Genomic DNA, 17,556 nt, shown 5'->3' on the forward strand with positions numbered 1-17,556 from the left:
CGCCGCGGGCGCGGGGCCCGCCGGGGGCGCGGGGCGGGCCGGCGGCCTCTGAGGCCCTGCGCCGCCGAGGCGGGCCCGCCGCTCCCGCCTCGGCGGCGGGCGCCTGGAACGTCAGCCGCCCTGGCCGAGGCGGGCGGCCCACCGCTGTTCCACCCTGGCCAGTCGCCAGTAGGCCAGCGCCGCGGCCCACACGACGACGAACAGGCCGACGATGACGTAGCCCGCGTTGTCCAGGTCGATGCCCGCGATCCGGTTGGTGAGCGCGTCGTCGAGATCCAGCCGGTCGTGCAGGACGCCGACCAGTTCGATCGTCCCGATGAAGAAGGCGACGGCGATCGACAGGCCGGTGATGGTCAGGTTGTAGAAGACCTTGCGGACCGGGTTGGAGAAGGCCCACTGGTAGGCGAAGTTCATGAAGGTGCCGTCCAGGGTGTCGAACAGGCTCATGCCGGCCGCGAACAGCAGCGGCAGGCACAGGACGGCGTACCAGGGAAGGCCCGCCGCCGCGCCGGAGCCGGCCATCACCATCAGGGTGACCTCGGTCGCCGTGTCGAAGCCCAGGCCGAAGAGGAAGCCGACGGGGTACATCTGGCCGGGCCGGCTGACGGACCGGGTGAGCCGGCCGAGCACACGGTTCATGAACCCGCGGGAATCCAGGTGCTGTTCGAGTTCCGCCTCGTCGAACGTTCCCGACCGCATCGCCCGGAACACCCGCAGGATGCCCAGCAGGGCGACCAGGTTGAGGGCGGCGATCACATACAGGAAGGAGCCGGAGACGGTCGTGCCGACGGCACCGAGCGTCCGGTGCGTGGTCGAGTCGTCGTTGACGAGCGTGCCGGCGAGTTGTGCGCCGCCGGCCACCAGCGCGGCCATGACGACGACCACGCTGGAGTGCCCGAGCGCGAACCAGAAGCCCACCGACACCGGGCGCTTGCCGTCGGCCATCAGCTTGCGGGTGGTGTTGTCGATGGCGGCGATGTGGTCCGCGTCGAAGGCGTGCCGCATGCCCAGGGTGTAGGCGGTGACGCCGAGTCCGATGCCGAACGCCTTGGAGCCGACCTCGTAGTGCCCGGGGACGACGAGGAGGAAGAGGATGCCGAAGGCGACGACGTGCAGGGCGACGATCACCCCCATCAGCCCCGCCGTCCGGACGGTGTCCTCGCGCCGCCACCGGAACGGGGCAGCCTTGATCTCGGGCAGGGTCATGCGGTCACGCTCCAGCACCTCGTGGATCACTTCGTGAGATGCCGTGGCCGGTCTCCTGGCTTACGGGGTGGTGCGCGTTCGTCCCGGCCTTCCCGTCCGCGGGCGGACAGTGACCGTGCCCAACTGGGACGCACGCTCCCCGATCACAGTGGCGAGGGCCGCTCCGGACTGGACCCCTGAACTCCAAGGGCCGTCACCGGTCTTCCCGAGCACCACGGCGGCACCACCGTAGGCGGGGCACACTGTTCCTGCATAGCTGCGCAGCCGCGCAGGTATGCAAGATCACAACCGACCGCCTGGAAGGATGCCGGTCATGCACCTGATCCCCGCCGAGCACGCGGACCGCCGGACCATCGACGGCCACCGGGTGTGCGATGCCATCGCCGCGATCGGCGAGCCGGGCCATGTCCGGTCCTGGGCGGGTCGGTTCGCCCTGCTGTCCGACCCGGGGCGGCTCGCGCTGCTGCTCGCGCTGCACCGGGCCGGCCCCCTCGCGGTCTCGGATCTCGCGGTGGCCTGCGGCATGAGGGATCCGGCCGTTTCACAGGCGTTGCGCCTGCTGCGCACGGCGGGCGCGGTGGCGGGCGAGAAGGAGGGCCGCGTGGTGCGGTACGCGATCGTCGACCCGGTCGTCGCCGACCTGCTCGGGCACTGCGCCGGCGACAACGGGCCGACGGAGTAGCCCACCACCCGGCGGTGCCCGGCGCGGCGGAGCGCCGGTGGGCACGGGACGGGGCAGGCGTCACCCTCGCCGGCGCCGACGAGGTCGGGGGCGCATGGCCCCGGCACGCCATGACACGGGAGAGTGATGGGGATGACGAGCAGGGTGACCCTGGTGGCGGCGGCGACCGGTGCGGCGCTGCGCGAGGCGCGCTTCGACGACGGCGGCCCGGTGGACGCCTCCGGTCTGCGGGCCGCCCGGGCGGCCCGGGAGTCGGGTGCGGTGCCGTCCGGCGACCGGCTGTGGGCCTCCCCCACCACGCGGTGCCGCCAGACCGCGCAGGCGCTCGGCCTCGACGGCGCGGGCGACGTCCCCGGGCTGGCCGGCCTGCGGGTGGGCCGCTGGCGGGGGGCGACACTCGGCGAGGTGAGCGCCGCGGAGCCGGAGGCGGTCGCGCGCTGGCTCGCCGATCCCGCGTCGGCGCCGCACGGCGGCGAGTCGGTGCGGGCCTTCTGCGCGCGGGTGGCGGAGTGTCTGGACGACGCCGCCCGGCACGACGGCCGGGTCGTCGCGGTGGTCGAACCGGAGGTCGTGCGCGCCCTGGTGGTCCGGGCGCTGGGGGCCCCGGAGTCGGCGTTCTGGCGAGTCGACGTGGCACCGCTCAGCGCGACGGAGCTCAGTGGCCGCGCGGGGCGCTGGAACGTGCGCGCGGGACGGCCGCTGGCGGCGCCGGCCTGAGCCGGGGCGGCCCGCTCCCGGTCACAGGACGGCGAGGAAGTCGGAGCACGCCTGCGCGCATTCGCGGCAGGTCTTGGCCGACCCCTCCGCGCCGGGGAAGCCGTCGAAGACGTCCGCGCACCGCAGGCAGACGTCGCGGCACCACTCCAGCTGGGCGCGCACCTCCCGCTCGTCCTGTGCGGTCTGCCGGGACAGGATCTGGACCGTCGCCTCGCAGACCTCGGCGCACAACACGCCCTCGCGGCGGACCAGGCCCTGTTCCTCGGGGCCGTCGGGATGCATGAGACTGGCGCGCAGGGCGCAGGACCGGGCGCACCGGCTGCACGCCTGGGCGCAGGCGAAGCGGTCCTCCAGGAAGCGGACGAGCGCCTGCCGGGATGTCGTGGAGGTCACAACTACCGGATAGCCCGCGGGAGTCGGTTCAAACGGCGCGGGCGTGGCGTCTCACGCTCCGGCCGCCTCGCGGGAGATCCGCTCGAACTCCGCCCCCATGGCGGCGGACAGGGCCTGGGCCGCCGACAAGGGCCGCACCATGACGGTGAACTCGTCGATCAGGCCGTCCTCGTCGATGTGCAGGAAGTCGCAGCCGTTGATCTCCTTGTCGCCCACCTTGGCGGTGAAGACGAGGGCGTGGTCGCGGCCGTCCGCTCCGGCGATCTCGCGGACGTACCGGAAGTCGCTGAACACGCGCCAGACACCGCGGAGGATGGCGGCGGTGATCGGCTTGCCGGGGTAGGGCTTGAAGGCGACGGGGCTGGTGAACACGACGTCGGGGGCGAGCAGTTCCTCGACGGCGGCGAGGTCGCCCGCCTCCACGGCCTTGCGGAACGCGTTCATCGCGTCTCCCCTCATAGTCAACTAATTGAATAGGTGCGCATCAGATTAGTCGCCCGGGTGCAAGGCGTCTAGCCTTGGAGGATGGCACTGCGACACGCTGTTCTGGCCGCGCTCCTGGAGGGCGAGGCGTCGGGGTACGACCTGGCCAAGGGGTTCGACGCCTCGGTGGCCAACTTCTGGATGGCGACCCCGCAGCAGCTGTACCGGGAGCTGGACCGCATGGAGTCCGAGGGGCTGATCGAGGCCCGGCTCGTGCGGCAGGAACGCCGGCCGAACAAGCGGGTGTTCTCCCTGACCACGGCGGGCGCCGCCGCCCTGGCCGCGTTCACCGCGGTCCCCGCGCGGCCCACCGCCCTGCGCGACGAACTCATGGTCAAGGTGTACGCCCTCGACGGAGGCGACGGCGAAGCGGTGCGCACGGCCATCGCCGAACGCCTGGAGGGGGCGCGGGCGAAGCTGGCGCACTACGAGCGGATCGGTGCGCGCCTCCTCGACGGCCGCTCCGAGGAGGAGTACCTGGCGGCCGCCGAGCGCGTCGGCCCGTACCTCACGCTGATCGGGGGACGCGCCTTCGAGCAGGCGAACATCACCTGGGCGGAGCAGGCACTGCTCGTCCTGGAGCGCCGCTCCCACCGGACCGGCTGAGCCGCGCCGGCGGCCTCCCGGCGCGGCGGGCCGATTCCGCCCGGGCGACGGGGCTCCCCCGGGACACGCCGGCCGCGCCGCCCGGCCCCGGAGCACCGCCGGCCTCGGCAAGGCCCGTGGTGCGGGCTGTCCCGCGCCGCGGCCGGCGTGTCCCGGCGGCGCGGGTACGAGGAGGGCCGAACGGCACCCGCGCACGGGCCGATCGGCCTCTGCTTTGCGTAGACGACTGCTCACACGCTGTCAGAAGTGCCCACAAGACCGGCCGTTCGGGCGCGCACCGTCCGTCTTCGTCCCCGCGACCGCGTGCTCCGAGGCGGCGTTCCTCCCGCGCCGGAGCCCGCGGGGACATCATGCGCGGGGACCCGGCGAAAGGGGAGGAGTCGGGCTCCTCGCGCGGGCGACCGTCGCCGCCACGCGTCGCGGCGGCGGCGGTCGCCCCCGGCTCGCCCGGCGGTCCGCAGGCGGTGGGACGGGGGCAGCAGGCCCCGGCGGCGCGCGGTGTCCAGGCGGCGGGCCGATTCGCCCCGACGTCACCGGGTGGGCCGCGACCACGCCCGGGACCGGCAGCGCCGGGATGGTGTCGGCCCGCGCGATGCGGCGCGCCCCGGACGTCGTCGCCACGTCCTCGGCGAAGGGGCACGCTGCGGACGCCGGAGACCCCGTGGTGCCGGCCGCGCCGCCGCCCGGCGCGGGGCGCGCGGCCGGTGTTCGAGGCCGCTGCGGGCAGCGCGGCATCAGGGGCCCGGTGAGAGGGGGGCACCCGGGTGACGGGGCCGCCCTCTGTTCGAATCCACCGTGCCGCGCGACCGGGGTGACGGGAGCGCCCCTTGTTCGTTGAGCGCACGAGAAGGTGACGCGTGCCGGCCGGGCCGGCGCCCTCCGGCGGATCGGCCGTGACCTGCCCGCACCGGATCCGCCGGACCGTTCCACGGCCGGGGGCCGGACGCGGGGATGCCGCCGTGCGGTCCGGGGCCGGAGTCCGGCACCGTCCGACGACACGAGAGAAGGAGAATCCGAATGTCCCGCCTCGTCGACGCCGAAGTCCTGATGGACTTCCTGGAGTTGGATGAGCCTCCCTGGCGCGTTCCGGTCCGGCTGAAGTACCGCAGCTGCGATCCCCTGGCCGTCGAGCTGATGTTCCGGCTTCCCGGGCAGGACCCCGTCTCCTGGTTCCTCGGGCGCGACCTGCTGCTCGCCGGGCTGGACCGGGCGTGCGGCGAGGGGGACGTCCTGGTGGTCCCCGAGACGGGCGAGCCCGAGTCGGTGCTGATCCGCATCCAGGTGCGCGGGCATCACGCCCTGTTCCGCAGCGGCGTGGAACCCCTGCGGGTCTTCCTGGACCGCACCGCCCTCGTCGTGCCCTTCGGCGGAGAGGAGCAGCACCCCTGCTTCCTCCTGCACCTGGACGCCGAGCTGCGGAAGATCGCCACGACCCTTCAGTGATCGCGCGCACGGGCCGCCCCGTGCACCCCGGATGGTGAATCCCCCGTAGTCGACCCCCCGCCGTCAGTCCCCCGGACCCCGGGACCGACCGCATCGGGCACCACGGATGCCGTCCCCGCGGCTCGGCCGACGCCGAGCGAGGCCTCGGACACGTGGCGAACCCGCGGCCGCACCCGGCCGTTCGGCCGGCGAGCACGCCCCGGCCGGAGCGGGACGCTCGGGTGCCCCCACGACCACCGCGAGCGGACCACGACCACGCGCCTCCCCGCGACCGTCCCCCTCCTCCCGCCACCGGACACGCGCCGGCTCGAAGGCGATACGCCGTCGAGGCGCCGCCCGGCCCTTCACCAGGTCATCGCTTGGCCGACGTGTGCGACGTCAGGAACGCGCGCTCCTTCGGTGTGAGGGGCGGCCCCGCGAGGGGCGGCAGCACCGGACCGGCGAGCGTGGCCAGCAGCAGCGAGGGGTGGACCAGTCCGATCGCGTCCTTCTGCAGGGTGGTCACCTCGCACATCGCCGAGGACACCCGGTGCGACGTGGTCGCCACCCGTGTCATGCGCCGCGCGTACCGGGTCAGGAGCTTGTCGGCGAACGTGGGCGGGGTCCCCTCGACGCCGGGGAACCAGCGGTCCTGCGAGGTGCTCATCGCCCAGGCGGCCTCGACGGGCTTCGCGGACGCCTTCTGGACCCGCCGGGCGAACCCCGGCGCGCCCGGGTCCGAGGCGCGCAGGGCGTCCTGCAGCGCCCGCGCTCCCAGGGCGGCCACGGACATGCCCTGCCCGTAGACCGGGTTGTAGGTGGCGACGGCGTCGCCGAGGACGACGAACCCGTCCGGCCAGGCGGCGGCCGTCTCGAAGTGACGGCGGCCGTTGCGGGTGCTGCGGGTGAGCACCACGTCGGTGAGGGGCTCCGCCCCGGCGATCAGATCGCCCACCAGGGGGTGGCGCAGGCCGCGCGCGAACGGCGCGAAGTCCTCGGCGTCGCCGGTCGGTTCGGCGCCGCGGGTGCCTCCCAGGCTGACCAGCCACTGGTTGTCCTCGATGGGCACCAGGTTCGCCGAACGGCCCGGTTCCCCGGACGACGGGTCGGCGGTCACCTGGGTCAGCGGCCAGTCCTCGGCGCCCTCGGGGATGCGGTAGCGCCGGCTGGCGTAGACGAGGCCGGAGTCGACGACCGACTCGGTGACGCCGGTGACACCCAGCTCGGCGAGCCAGTGCGGGGCCCGGGAGCCCCGTCCGCTCGCGTCGACGACCAGGTCCGCGGCGAGGTCCTCCTCCCGGCCGTCCGCGTCGCGCACCCGGACGCCGGTGACGCGGGGCGCGGAGCCCAGCAGGGCGACGGCCCGGCCGGCCCGCACGACGAGTCCGGGCGTGTCCAGGACGGCCTCGCGCACCGTCCAGTCCAGCAGGTCGCGGCTGCACACCGTCAGCAGGTGGTCGTCGCGACCCCATCTGCGGAACCAGCCCTCGCCGCCGAAGGTGAGCAGGGACGTCAGGGACGCCTCGCGGGCTCCGGCGGCCGCGAGGCGCTCGCGTATCCTCCCGCCCGGCACGAGGGCCTCGACGGCGTCGCGGCCACTGGGCAGCAGAATGTGCGCGTGGCGGCTCTGCGGAAGCCCCGTGCGCGGCACCGGGCCGTCCGGCAGGGTGTCGCGCTCGACGACCGTGACCCCGTCGACGTGGGGCGCCAGGGCCGCGGCGGCGAGCATGCCCGCCAGACCTCCACCGACGACGACTGCGTTCCGCGACATGCCTCTCCCCTGCGCTCGACGACCGGGGCCTCACCGTACCCGCACGCCGGCCGGGGCGGACCGGCGTGTGCTCCGGAACTGCCCCTGGGTCCATCGCCGTTGCCCCCGTGCCCGAGGCCATGTCCGTGCCCGGACAGGGGGCTCGGGCACGGGCGGGACGGGGAACCCTCCCCCGGTTCGGAGACGGAGTCGTTTGCGCGGGTGACAAGGCGGCTTCTGTGAAGAAAGATGTGAAGGCCGAAAGAGCATGGCCCCTCCGCCCGCGAGGGGCCTGCCGGAGGCCGTCCGGGCCGGCGTCCACAGGCCCCTTCAACACGAGGAACAGGGGGAACGGTGCGCCGGGGAGGAGCAGTTGCGGAGGGTGACGGGCGGCCGTTCGGGGAGGCCGTCCGGCGTGCGCATGGCCGGATTCCGAGCACGCGTGGTGCTGAGCTCCAGCGAAGTCATGCGAGGTCGAGGTGAACGGGCTGATCTACTACATCGCCGGCGGCATCCTGTGGGCGGGCCTGGCGGCCCAGCTGCCCGACCTCGGGCGCCACCGCAGGGACCCGCTCAAGTGGACGTTCTGCGCGGTCATCTTCCTGTCGGGGCTCGCGTTCGTGCTCGGGGCGCCCCCCACGGTGGCCGCCGTCAACCGCCTCTCCGGCGTGGCCAACCTGGCCGCCCTGCTGACGTACACGACGGTGACCGCGTTCAGCGCGGCCTCGGTCATCCTGATCGTGCAGTGGCGCACCGGGGACACCGGGCGGGCCCGGCGCACCTCCCGCCTGTGGCTCTGCGGCTACGCGGTCGTGCTGTGCGCCCAGGGCCTGCTGTTCGCCCTCGGCGACACCGCCGTGGAACGCCGCGAGGACTTCGACACCTACTACGCGGCGACCCCCTTCACCCGCGAGATGATCGTTCTCTACCTGGCCGCGCACCTGGTCGCGGCCGTCACCACGACCGTGCTCTGCTGGCGCTTCACCCGGCAGGTCGGACGGTGGAGCCGGTTCTCCCTCCATCTGCTCGCCGTGGGCTGGCTGTTCACCAGCGCCTACAGCGCGGTCAAGTTCGTCTCCCTGACCGCGCACTGGCTCGGCCACCGCTGGGACGTCCTCAGCACGAGCGTCGCCCCCCTGATCGCGGTCGGCGCGTGCCTCACCTCGGCGGGCTACATCCTCCCCGTGGTCGGCCCGCGCCTCGACGCCCTGGTCGCGTTCGTCCGGCTTCGCCCCCTGTTCCGTCTGCTGTCCGGCCCGGGGCAGCGGCGCGCCGTGGCGCCGCTGTCGTGGCGGACCGTCGGGGACGTCGACCTGCGCCTGACCACACGCGAGACGGCCATCCGGGACGGGCTCAAGCGGCTCGTGGGCCACCTCGACGACCAGGTCCGGCTCCAGGCCTACCGGGAGGCCCTGAGCGCCGGTTCGACGGCGGCCGACGCGGAGGTCATCGGGATGGCCGCGATGGTCGCCGTGGCCGCGTACACCGAGACCACCTCGCCGTCGGGCCGCCACGAGACCGTCAACGTCAGGATCGGCGACATGGACATCGTCGTCTCGGTCAAGCCCGCGGCCCCGCGGGGGACGCCGTCGGGCCCGCGGGAGCTGGACACGGCGCAGCGCTCGCTGCTGGACCTGTCGCGCGCCGTCCGCACGCCGATCGTGGACGCGGCCGTGCAGTCGCGCCGAGCCGCCGCCGGGCGCACCTGACCGGTCGCCGGCGCAGGGGCGGGCCGTGACCGGTCGCCGCGGGGCCTCGTGGGCGCCGCGCCGGTGGGCACCCGCCGGCCCCGGGCTGCGTGTCAGGGGCGCGCCGGAGCGGTGTAGAGGGGCAGCCGGGCGTCGACGGGCTGTCCGGGCCAGGTGCTCCGGATCCACGCGTGGTCGGGGTGGTCGCGGATGAGCCAGGCGCGCTCGGGGTCGGGTCCCGCCATGACGTTGAGGTAGTACATGGTGTGGCCCGGTGCGGCCATCGAGGGGCCGTGCCAGCCGTCCGGGACGAGGACCACGTCTCCGTCGCGGACCTCGGCGAGGACGTCGGCCCCGGTTCCGCGGCCGGAGGGCGCGACGCGGTGGTAGCCGAAGCCCGGGGTGTCCTCGTGCGCGGCGAACTCGAAGTAGTAGATCTCCTCCAGCTCGGACTCCTCGCCGGGCCGGTGCTCGTCGTGCTTGTGGGGCGGATAGGAGGACCAGTTGCCGCCCGGGGTGATCACCTCGACGGCGATGAGCCGGTCGCAGTCGAAGACGTGCGCCGCGGCGAAGTTGTTGACCTGCCGTGAGCACGTGCCGGTGCCGCGCAGTTCGACCGGCACCGCGGACGCCGGGACGTGCCGCGCGGGCAGCCGGTGCTCGCAGCGGGCGCCGGTCAGCGCGAACCGGCCCCCGGCGGGCGAGGTGAGCGTGACGGCCGCGTCGCGGGGGAGGTAGGCGAAGTCGCTCACCCCCGTGAAGACGCTCCGGCGCCCGGCCAGCTCGAAGGTCTCGTCGCCGACGGCGACGGCGCAGCCGCCGGCGAGCGGGAGGACGATCCATTCGGCGTCGCCGGTGCGGAAGGAGTGCCGGCCGCCGGACGGCAGCTCCAGCACCCGCAGGGCCGACCGGTCCCAGCCGGCCGACGCGGGCGTGACCTCCACGGCGTAGGCGTCCGTACCGGACGTGCCGGCGGGCAGGTGGTGCGTGGCGGTCATCGGGCGGCTCCTGTCCTGGGCCGGGGACGTCCGCGGCGGTCGCGGAGCGGGTGCGGAGCACCCGGTGCGGCGTATCCGGTACCGGAGGTACCCGTACCCGGTTTCCCGGGTCCGTGCTCAGCGTTCCCGAGTCGGCGCCGCGGACCGGTGCCCGGCGCTTCCGACGTGCGGCGGGAGGAGGCGGGGCGACGGTTGCCGCCGGGACGGAGCGGATACGCTGAGATCATGCCGTCCACCCGCCGCACCGCGCGCCAGACCGACCTGCTCGAACGGCTCGTCGCGCTGCTCGTGGCGGAGGGGTTCGCCGCCTTCACCTTGGACGAGCTGACCGAACGGCTGCGCTGCTCGAAGACCACCCTGTACCAACTGGCAGGCAGCAAGCAGGAATTGGTGCGCGAGGCGGTGAAGCACTACTTCCGGGAGGCCGCCCAGTCGGTGGAGAAGCGGGTCGCCGACACCTCCGCGCCCCCCGAGCGCGTGGTCGTCTACCTGAACGCGGTCGCGCAGCAGCTGCGGCCGCTGTCCCGGCAGTTCCTCGACGACATGGCCGCCTTCGAACCGGCGCGCGAGGTGTACGAGGCCAACACCCGGCTCGCCGCGGCGAGGATCAGGCAGCTCATCGCGGACGGAGTGGCGGCGGGCGCGTTCCGTGACGTGCACGCCGCCTTCGTCGGCGAGGTCGTCGCCGCCACGATGCAGGAGATCCAGCGCGGAGAGGTGGCCGCGCGCACCGGGCTGAGCGACGCGGAGGCCTACGCCGAGCTGGCGTCGCTGATCGTCCACGCCGTCTCCCCCTGACGCACGGGGCGCCCCGCCGGGAGCGGTGGGAACGCCGCCCGTCCGCGGGCTCCGGCCCGCCCCTCCCCCGGCCCCCGGGCACCCGCCGTCCGGCGGCCGACTCTCACGCCGCCCTCGCGCGCCGTCCTTCCCGCCCGCCTGCCCCCGGCGCCGTCCACGGACCTCCGTCCCGCCCGGCTGTCGCCGGGACGTCTGCGACCCGCGACGACGCGCGGGATCGGCACGCCATGGCCGCGCGGTACCAAAAACGATACTCTTGTATCGTCTGGCGTATCACTTTCCACCGCACCCCCGAGGACTTCCATGCCCGCGACCCGCACGCTCCCCGCACCGGAAGCCGTCGACCTGATCGCCCTGACGCGCGAGCTGGCCGAGAAGGAGCTCGCTCCGCGCGTCGCCGCGGCGGAGGCCGAGGGACGCTTCCCCCGCGACGTCTTCCGCACCCTCGGCCGGGCCGGGCTGCTCAGCCTGCCCTACCCCGAGGAGCACGGCGGCGGCGACCAGCCCTACGAGGTCTACCTCCAGGTCCTGGAGGAGATCGCCGCCGTGTGGGCGAGCGTCGCGGTCGGCGTCTCGGTGCACGCGCTGTCCTGCTACGCACTGGCGTCCTTCGGCACCGAGGACCAGAAGAAGGAGTGGCTGCCCGACATGCTCGGCGGCGAGCTGCTCGGCGCCTACTGCCTGTCCGAGGCACACGCCGGCTCCGACCCTGCGGCGATGCGCACCCGAGCCGTCCGGGACGGCGACGCCTACGTCCTGAACGGCGCGAAGGCATGGACCACGCACGGCGGACACGCCGACTTCTACACGGTCATGGCGCGCACCTCGGACTCCGGTTCGCACGCCATCTCCTGCTTCCTCGTGCCCGCCGACACGCCGGGCGTGGTGGCCGACCCGCCGGAGCAGAAGATGGGCCTGACCGGCTCCGCCACCGCCACCGTGCGCTTCGAGGACGCCCGGGTCCCGGTCGGCCGGCGGCTCGGCGAGGAGGGCGAAGGACTCCGGATCGCCTTCGCGGGCCTGGACTGCGGGCGCCTCGGCATCGCCGCCGTGGCCACCGGGCTGTCGCAGGGCGCGCTGGACCACGCGCTGCGCTACTCGCGGGAGCGGGAGACCTTCGGCCGGCCCATCATCGAGCACCAGGGCCTGGCGTTCGTGCTCGCCGACATGGCCGCGGCGGTGCAGGCGTCCCGGGCCACCACGCTGGCGGCGGCGCGCCTGAAGGACGAGGGACTGCCCTTCCAGACCGAGGCCTCCATCGCCAAGCTCATCGCGACCGACAACGCCATGAAGGTCACCACCGACGCGGTCCAGGTGCTGGGCGGCGCCGGGTACACCCGCGACTTCCCGGTCGAGCGCTACATGCGCGAGGCCAAGGTGATGCAGATCTTCGAGGGCACCAACCAGATCCAGCGGCTGATCATCGGCCGCGGGCTGCGGGAGAGCGAGCGCGGCACCCTCCAGGTGCGCAACGCGACGACGTGACCTGACCGCCGGCACCGGGGCCGGACCGCCGGTCACCGGCCCGGCCCCGGGCCGCCGGCCGGCGCACAAGCGGCCGGACCGGCACCGACGCGGGAGGGGCGCCCCCGAAGCCCGCGCCCGCCCACGCGACCGCGCGGGGCGGGCGCCGATACCGCGCGGGGGGGCGCACCGGCCCGGCGGAACCCGTCCGCACCCGTGACCATCGCCGCCCGAGCGCCGATACTTCCCAGGGTGAGCTCCTCGCCGCGCCGATCCGCCGGCCGGGCCGGGACACCCGGCCCGGCCGGCGTGCTCCCGGGCCGCCGGGCCGGTTCCCTCCGGCCCCCGCCGCCGCGAGCGGGCCCCGTCCGGGCCGCCCGACCGACGGAACCGACCCGAACGTGGGCATTATGGGACAAGGAGCCCAGCGACTCTTCTCACCAGGAGGTTCCCATGAAGATGCTCATCAACGTGGCGGAGACGGTGGTGGCGGACGCGCTGCGGGGCATGGCGGCCGCGCACCCCGACCTGACGGTGGACGTCGAGAACCGCGTGGTCGTACGCCGGGACGCCCCCGTCGCGGGCAAGGTGGGCCTGGTCTCCGGCGGCGGTTCCGGGCACGAGCCGCTGCACGGAGGGTTCGTGGGGCCCGGCATGCTGTCCGCGGCCTGCCCCGGCGAGGTCTTCACCTCACCGGTACCGGACCAGATGCTGCGCGCGGCGGCCGCCGTGAACAGCGGCGCGGGTGTGCTGTTCATCGTGAAGAACTACACCGGCGACGTCCTGAACTTCGACATGGCCGCCGAACTGGCCGAGGACGAGGGCATCCAGGTCGCCAAGGTCCTCGTGAACGACGACGTGGCGGTCACCGACAGCCTGTACACGGCCGGCCGCCGGGGCACCGGCGCGACCCTGTTCGTCGAGAAGATCGCGGGCGCCGCGGCGGAGGCGGGCGCGCCCCTGGACCGCGTCCAGGCACTGGCCACCCAGGTCAACGAGAACTCCCGCAGTTTCGGTGTCGCCCTCAGCGCGTGCACCACACCCGCCAAGGGCACCCCGACCTTCGACCTGCCCTCCGGGGAGCTCGAACTGGGCGTCGGCATCCACGGCGAGCCCGGCCGCGAGCGGCGCGCCATGATGACCTCGCGCGAGATCGCCGACTTCTCGGTGCAGGCGATCCTGGAGGACCTCACTCCGCGCAACCCCGTCCTGGTGCTGGTGAACGGCATGGGCGCCACCCCGCTGCTGGAGCTGTACGGGTTCAACGCGGAGGTTCAGCGGGTGCTCACCGAGCGGGGCGTACCGGTCGCCCGCACACTGGTCGGCAACTACGTCACCTCGCTGGACATGGCCGGAGCCTCGGTCACCCTCTGCCAGGTGGACGAGGAACTGCTGCGCCTGTGGGACGCACCGGTCAGGACACCCGGCCTGCGGTGGGGTGTGTGAACCCGGCGGCACGGGGGCAGGCGGCCGTCCGCTCCCCGCGCCGCCGCCGGGCGGGCACCCGGGCAGCGGGACGCCGGGCGCCCCAGGAGGCCGTTCCACCAGGTGACGGCGCGTCATCTTTCCCACCACGCAAGGAGATTCCGTGCTCGACGCCGAATTCTTCCGCCGTTGGATGACGGCGACCGCCGCGTCCGTGAACCGCGAGGCACAGCGGCTCACCGACCTGGACTCGCCGATCGGCGACGCCGACCACGGCACCAACCTCCAGCGCGGGTTCACCGCCGTGACGGCCGCCCTGGAGAAGGAGGCACCGGACACGCCCGGTGCCGTCCTCACGCTGTCCGGACGGCAGCTCATCTCGACGGTGGGCGGCGCCTCCGGGCCGCTGTACGGCACCCTGCTGCGCCGGACCGGCAAGGCCCTCGGGGACGCGGGCGTGGTCGGCCGGGAGCAGCTCACCGACGCGCTGCGCGCGGGCGTCGACGCGGTGATGGCGCTGGGCGGAGCCGCACCCGGCGACAAGACGATGATCGACGCCCTGGTGCCCGCCGTCGACGCGCTCGGGGAGTCCTTCGAGGCCGCGAAGACGGCCGCGGAGGAGGGCGCGGTGGCGACGACCCCGCTCCAGGCCCGCAAGGGCCGGGCCAGCTATCTGGGCGAGCGCAGCATCGGGCACCAGGACCCCGGGGCGACGTCCTCGGCGCTGCTGATCGCGGCACTCGTGGAGGCCGGCGGTGAGTGACACCACGCAGGGCACCGGGAACGCCCCGAAGCTCGTGGGGATCGTGCTGGTCTCGCACAGCGCCGCGGTCGCGTCGTCCGTCGCCGAACTGGCGACGGGCCTGGCGGGAGGCGGCACGACCGCTCCCGTCGCCGCGGCGGGAGGCACGACGGACGGGGGTCTGGGCACCAGTTCGGAGCTCATCGCCGCGGCGGCCGCGTCCGTGGACGGCGGAGCCGGCGTGGCCGTGCTCACCGACCTCGGCAGTGCCGTGCTGACGGTCAAGGCGCTGATCGCCGAGGGCGACGAACTGCCGGACGGCAGCCGCCTGGTGGACGCCCCGTTCGTCGAGGGGGCGGTGGCGGCGGTGGTCACCGCCTCGGCGGGCGGCGACCTCGACGCCGTCCAGGCCGCGGCGGCCGAGGCATACGACTACCGCAAGGAGTGAGGCGCCGCGGGACAGGCGCGGCCGGGAACGTGCCCGGGCGCGCCGGCCCGGCGGACAGCGTGCCGCCGGCCCCCGGGACGTCGTGCGCCCGGGCGCCCGGGCGCGTTCCTACCGCACCCCTTGCGATCCGTCCGCCCGGCTCGCCAGGGGCGCGGGCCCGACCCGCGGGGAGCGCGGGCGGACCGCGGTCGCCGTCACCCGGGCCTCCGCCGGCCGCCCGCGGGGCCCGCTCGCCCCGGCCGCGACCCGGCGGACGCGGGCGCCGGCAGCGGGCGGGCCCGGCGCCGCGCGAGGAGCGCCGTCCGCCGCGACCGCGGAGCCCGACCGACGCGTGGAGGTCGTCCCGGCGAGTGCGGCCTCCGCCCCGGCCTCGCCGCGCGGGGCGTCGGGCGGGGCCGTCCTGTGCAGCGCCGCGCCGAGCACGGCCGCCCGGATCGCGGAGCGAGGTCCGACACAGGCGAGCGCGCGCGAACGCGGGTTCGACCTTGTCGTGGGCGTGCGCGTCGGGCCGCCTCCGCCCCCGTGCAACACCGGCGGAGCGCCCCTGTCCGGGGGCGTCGGGTGGGCCGCGGCCCACCGACCGCCGCGCCGCGGGGATCTCGGGAACCCGTGGGGACGCCGCGGACCGGTCACCGCTCGCGGGCGAACCTCCGGGCGAGCCGCTCCCCCGCCGCCACGGCCGCGGCGTGGTCCTCGATCGGTGAGACCCGGGAGTGGCGGAAGACGATGTAGGTGACCCCCGAGGGGGTGCCGCCGCCGCGCGGGTCGGGGCGGATGCCGAGCGCCTCGGCCGTGGCGTAGGAGGCCTCGCCGATGATGTCGCTCGGGCCGGTGTCGCCGACGACGGCGTACGCGACGCGGTCGCGGTAGACCACGGCGGCCACCGACCCGGCTCCGACACCGTGGTCCCGGTGGTTCCAGACGTCGCTGGGGGCCGGGACGACGATGTACGGAAGGGTCTCGGCACCGAGGGCTCGGCCGTCGGACTGCGCGAAGGCGGTGGCGTCGGAGAACAGCGGGTCGGTGCGGCCGTTGCACCGCGGGCCCGGCCTGCCGTCGCAGTCGATGTCCATGTCGGCGGTCCAGTAGACGGCGTCGCGGGTGCCGCACACCGGGATGCCGGCGGGCGTGCCGTCGTCGGAGCGGTAGCGCCCCTTCGAGACGGGGGCGCAGTCGCGCGCCCTCGCCAGCAGGTCGGCGGCCCGCACGGCACCCGCCGGTACGGCCGCCGCGGCCCGTCCGCCCGGGTGGCCGATGACCGGAACCGGGGGCCGCGGCGCGGGAGCGGGGGCGAGCAGGGCGGCGGCGGCCACGACCAGCGTCAGCGACTGGAGGCGCACGATGGGAGACCCTCTCCTGGGGAACACGACGTCACCTGCCCCAATGTGGTGGGCTCCTGACGACACGTCCACCGGAGGGGGGCCAGGCGAGACACCCGGACGTCGGGTGCGGTCCGGCCGCGAGCGGCCGCCGCCGGTCGGGCGTCGCGCGACCGAGGGGCCGGGGCCGTCCTCGGCTCCGGCCCCTCGGCCGCACGCGCCGGCGCGGGATCAGCGACGACAGCGGTCCGCGCCGCGAGCGGGAACTCCCCTGCGATCGGGGCGAGTTCACGCCGCGCGGAGGATCAGCATACGGACCTCCGGGGCATCGCGGTCACCACCCCGTTCGCCCTCTTGATGTGGCCGCGCCGGCCGTGTCTTATAGGTACAGACCAATCCCGCCGAGGGAAGGCGACCCGGTGCGAGACGTTCCCCCCACCGTCCTGCGCGTGCTCGTGTGCGGCATCCTGCTCGTCGTCCCCTCCTGCGCCCTGGGCGCTTCGCCGGCGGAGCGGAGCGGACGGCCGCCCGCCGCCCCGCAGGGCGTGACCGCGGCGGCGGGCAGCGCGACCAGCGTCCACGTCATGTGGAATCTGGCCGCCGCCGATCCGCCGGTGGCCGGGTACGAGGTCTACCGCGGCACCACCAAGGTCGCGCAGGTGCCCGGCACGGAGCACATGGTGGACGTCACCCGCCTCGCGCCGTCGACCGCCTACGTCTTCACGGTCCGGGCGCGCAGCGCCGCCGGAGCACCGGGACCGCCGAGCAGACGGGTGCGGGCCACCACACCGGCCGCGGTCGCGGCCGACACGACACCGCCCACCCGCCCTGGCAGCCCGCACGGCAGGGCGGTCGGCAGCCGGGCCGTCCAGCTCTCGTGGACCCGGTCCACGGACGCGGTCGGCGTCGCGTCGTACGACGTCTACCAGGGCACCTCCAAGATCCACAGCGTCGGCGGCGGGCAGACGGCGACCGTGGTCACGGGCCTGCGGCCGGGCACGGCCTACTCCTTCACCGTGCGTGCCCGCGACGCGGCGGACAACCTCTCTGCGCCGGGCGAGCCCGTCCGTCTGAGCACCGCCCCGGGCTCCGACGACGGACGGGGCACCGCGCCGACCGCCTTCCGGGCCGCGACCCACCGGGCGGACGGGGCCTACTACGTCGACCTGTCCTGGGTCCCGCCGAAGGTGGACGGCGTGATCACCGAGTACGGGATCGACCTCGACGGGCGCGCCGCCACCTCCCTGGTCTGGGGCGGCACTCCGCCCCGCGGCACGGCCACCCACAGCTTCTACGTCGGCCGGGACCCCGGCGTGACGCACCGGGTGCGCATCCGGGCGAAGCTGCCCGACGGAACGTGGGGAGGGTTCTCCCCGGAGCGTTCGGTGACGACCGGGTCGTGACCCCCGCCGCGG

The 17,556-nt window shown here is 75.0% G+C and carries 17 protein-coding genes and 1 riboswitch; of the genes, 11 read left to right on the forward strand and 6 right to left on the reverse strand.

From position 1 onward, the window contains the following. Positions 1-111: 111 nt before the first annotated feature. The gene (locus tag ACGFS9_RS04055; RefSeq protein ID WP_393250629.1) at positions 112-1,206 is read right to left on the reverse strand and encodes a HoxN/HupN/NixA family nickel/cobalt transporter; all 1,095 of its coding nucleotides are present in this window, start codon (positions 1,204-1,206) and stop codon (positions 112-114) included. Between the two features lie 27 nt (positions 1,207-1,233). Next, a riboswitch (cobalamin riboswitch) is annotated at positions 1,234-1,438 on the reverse strand. Between the two features lie 81 nt (positions 1,439-1,519). Between ACGFS9_RS04055 and ACGFS9_RS04060 the strand changes: the two genes are divergently transcribed. Both ACGFS9_RS04060 and ACGFS9_RS04065 read left to right on the forward strand, forming a co-directional pair. After that, complete coding sequence (locus tag ACGFS9_RS04060; RefSeq protein ID WP_393250631.1) at positions 1,520-1,888, forward strand: ArsR/SmtB family transcription factor; 369 nt, start codon at positions 1,520-1,522, stop codon at positions 1,886-1,888. A 132-nt stretch (positions 1,889-2,020) separates the two neighbouring features. Further along, positions 2,021-2,605 carry a histidine phosphatase family protein gene (locus ACGFS9_RS04065; RefSeq protein WP_393250633.1) on the forward strand — a complete coding sequence of 195 codons (585 nt, stop codon included), beginning with the start codon at positions 2,021-2,023 and terminating at the stop codon, positions 2,603-2,605. A gap of 21 nt (positions 2,606-2,626) precedes the next feature. On the opposite strand, the gene ACGFS9_RS04070 is transcribed toward ACGFS9_RS04065, so the two are convergent. Both ACGFS9_RS04070 and ACGFS9_RS04075 read right to left on the reverse strand, forming a co-directional pair. Continuing rightward, positions 2,627-2,998 carry a four-helix bundle copper-binding protein gene (locus tag ACGFS9_RS04070; protein WP_393250635.1) on the reverse strand — a complete coding sequence of 124 codons (372 nt, stop codon included), beginning with the start codon at positions 2,996-2,998 and terminating at the stop codon, positions 2,627-2,629. 51 nt (positions 2,999-3,049) lie between these two features. Then, the gene (locus tag ACGFS9_RS04075; protein ID WP_393250637.1) at positions 3,050-3,442 is read right to left on the reverse strand and encodes a nuclear transport factor 2 family protein; all 393 of its coding nucleotides are present in this window, start codon (positions 3,440-3,442) and stop codon (positions 3,050-3,052) included. Between the two features lie 81 nt (positions 3,443-3,523). Between ACGFS9_RS04075 and ACGFS9_RS04080 the strand changes: the two genes are divergently transcribed. Both ACGFS9_RS04080 and ACGFS9_RS04085 read left to right on the forward strand, forming a co-directional pair. Then, a complete protein-coding gene (locus ACGFS9_RS04080) occupies positions 3,524-4,087 on the forward strand; it encodes a PadR family transcriptional regulator (RefSeq protein ID WP_393250639.1) in 564 nt (187 codons plus the stop codon). Positions 4,088-5,104: 1,017 nt separating this feature from the next. Next, positions 5,105-5,530 (forward strand): SsgA family sporulation/cell division regulator, encoded by a 426-nt coding sequence (locus tag ACGFS9_RS04085; RefSeq protein WP_393250641.1) that lies wholly within the window; start codon positions 5,105-5,107, stop codon positions 5,528-5,530. 352 nt (positions 5,531-5,882) lie between these two features. Here the strand turns inward: ACGFS9_RS04085 and ACGFS9_RS04090 are convergent, their stop codons facing one another. Continuing rightward, the gene (locus ACGFS9_RS04090) at positions 5,883-7,280 is read right to left on the reverse strand and encodes an FAD-dependent oxidoreductase (protein ID WP_393250643.1); all 1,398 of its coding nucleotides are present in this window, start codon (positions 7,278-7,280) and stop codon (positions 5,883-5,885) included. A 458-nt stretch (positions 7,281-7,738) separates the two neighbouring features. On the opposite strand from ACGFS9_RS04090, the gene ACGFS9_RS04095 reads away from it, so the two are divergent. Further along, entirely contained in the window at positions 7,739-8,968 is a 1,230-nt protein-coding gene (locus tag ACGFS9_RS04095; protein ID WP_393250645.1) for an MAB_1171c family putative transporter, read from the forward strand. 92 nt (positions 8,969-9,060) lie between these two features. On the opposite strand, the gene iolB is transcribed toward ACGFS9_RS04095, so the two are convergent. After that, the gene (gene iolB, locus ACGFS9_RS04100) at positions 9,061-9,945 is read right to left on the reverse strand and encodes a 5-deoxy-glucuronate isomerase (protein ID WP_393250647.1); all 885 of its coding nucleotides are present in this window, start codon (positions 9,943-9,945) and stop codon (positions 9,061-9,063) included. 225 nt (positions 9,946-10,170) lie between these two features. On the opposite strand from iolB, the gene ACGFS9_RS04105 reads away from it, so the two are divergent. The 5 genes from ACGFS9_RS04105 (at position 10,171) to ACGFS9_RS04125 (ending at position 14,822) form a co-directional block, all read left to right on the forward strand. Next, the gene (locus ACGFS9_RS04105; protein WP_393250649.1) at positions 10,171-10,743 is read left to right on the forward strand and encodes a TetR/AcrR family transcriptional regulator; all 573 of its coding nucleotides are present in this window, start codon (positions 10,171-10,173) and stop codon (positions 10,741-10,743) included. Between the two features lie 303 nt (positions 10,744-11,046). After that, positions 11,047-12,228 (forward strand): acyl-CoA dehydrogenase family protein, encoded by a 1,182-nt coding sequence (locus ACGFS9_RS04110; RefSeq protein ID WP_393250651.1) that lies wholly within the window; start codon positions 11,047-11,049, stop codon positions 12,226-12,228. A gap of 432 nt (positions 12,229-12,660) precedes the next feature. Next, entirely contained in the window at positions 12,661-13,653 is a 993-nt protein-coding gene (gene dhaK / locus ACGFS9_RS04115) for a dihydroxyacetone kinase subunit DhaK (RefSeq protein WP_393250653.1), read from the forward strand. Positions 13,654-13,795: 142 nt separating this feature from the next. Next, positions 13,796-14,395, forward strand: a complete 600-nt coding sequence (dhaL, locus tag ACGFS9_RS04120) for a dihydroxyacetone kinase subunit DhaL (RefSeq protein WP_393250655.1) — start codon at positions 13,796-13,798, stop codon at positions 14,393-14,395. Beyond that, positions 14,388-14,822: a PTS-dependent dihydroxyacetone kinase phosphotransferase subunit DhaM gene (locus ACGFS9_RS04125; RefSeq protein WP_393250657.1), complete on the forward strand. Its 435-nt coding sequence runs from the start codon at positions 14,388-14,390 to the stop codon at positions 14,820-14,822. Before dhaL ends, ACGFS9_RS04125 begins: the two co-directional genes overlap by 8 nt. A 629-nt stretch (positions 14,823-15,451) precedes the next feature. On the opposite strand, the gene ACGFS9_RS04130 is transcribed toward ACGFS9_RS04125, so the two are convergent. Beyond that, the gene (locus tag ACGFS9_RS04130) at positions 15,452-16,189 is read right to left on the reverse strand and encodes a glycoside hydrolase family 75 protein (protein WP_393250659.1); all 738 of its coding nucleotides are present in this window, start codon (positions 16,187-16,189) and stop codon (positions 15,452-15,454) included. A 371-nt stretch (positions 16,190-16,560) separates the two neighbouring features. Here ACGFS9_RS04130 and ACGFS9_RS04135 point away from each other — a divergent pair, with 371 nt between their 5' ends. Beyond that, the gene (locus ACGFS9_RS04135; RefSeq protein ID WP_393250661.1) at positions 16,561-17,544 is read left to right on the forward strand and encodes a fibronectin type III domain-containing protein; all 984 of its coding nucleotides are present in this window, start codon (positions 16,561-16,563) and stop codon (positions 17,542-17,544) included. Positions 17,545-17,556 lie beyond the last annotated feature (12 nt).

It is taken from the genome of Streptomyces sp. NPDC048566 (assembly GCF_043199735.1).
Taxonomy (GTDB): Bacteria; Actinomycetota; Actinomycetes; order Streptomycetales; family Streptomycetaceae; genus Streptomyces.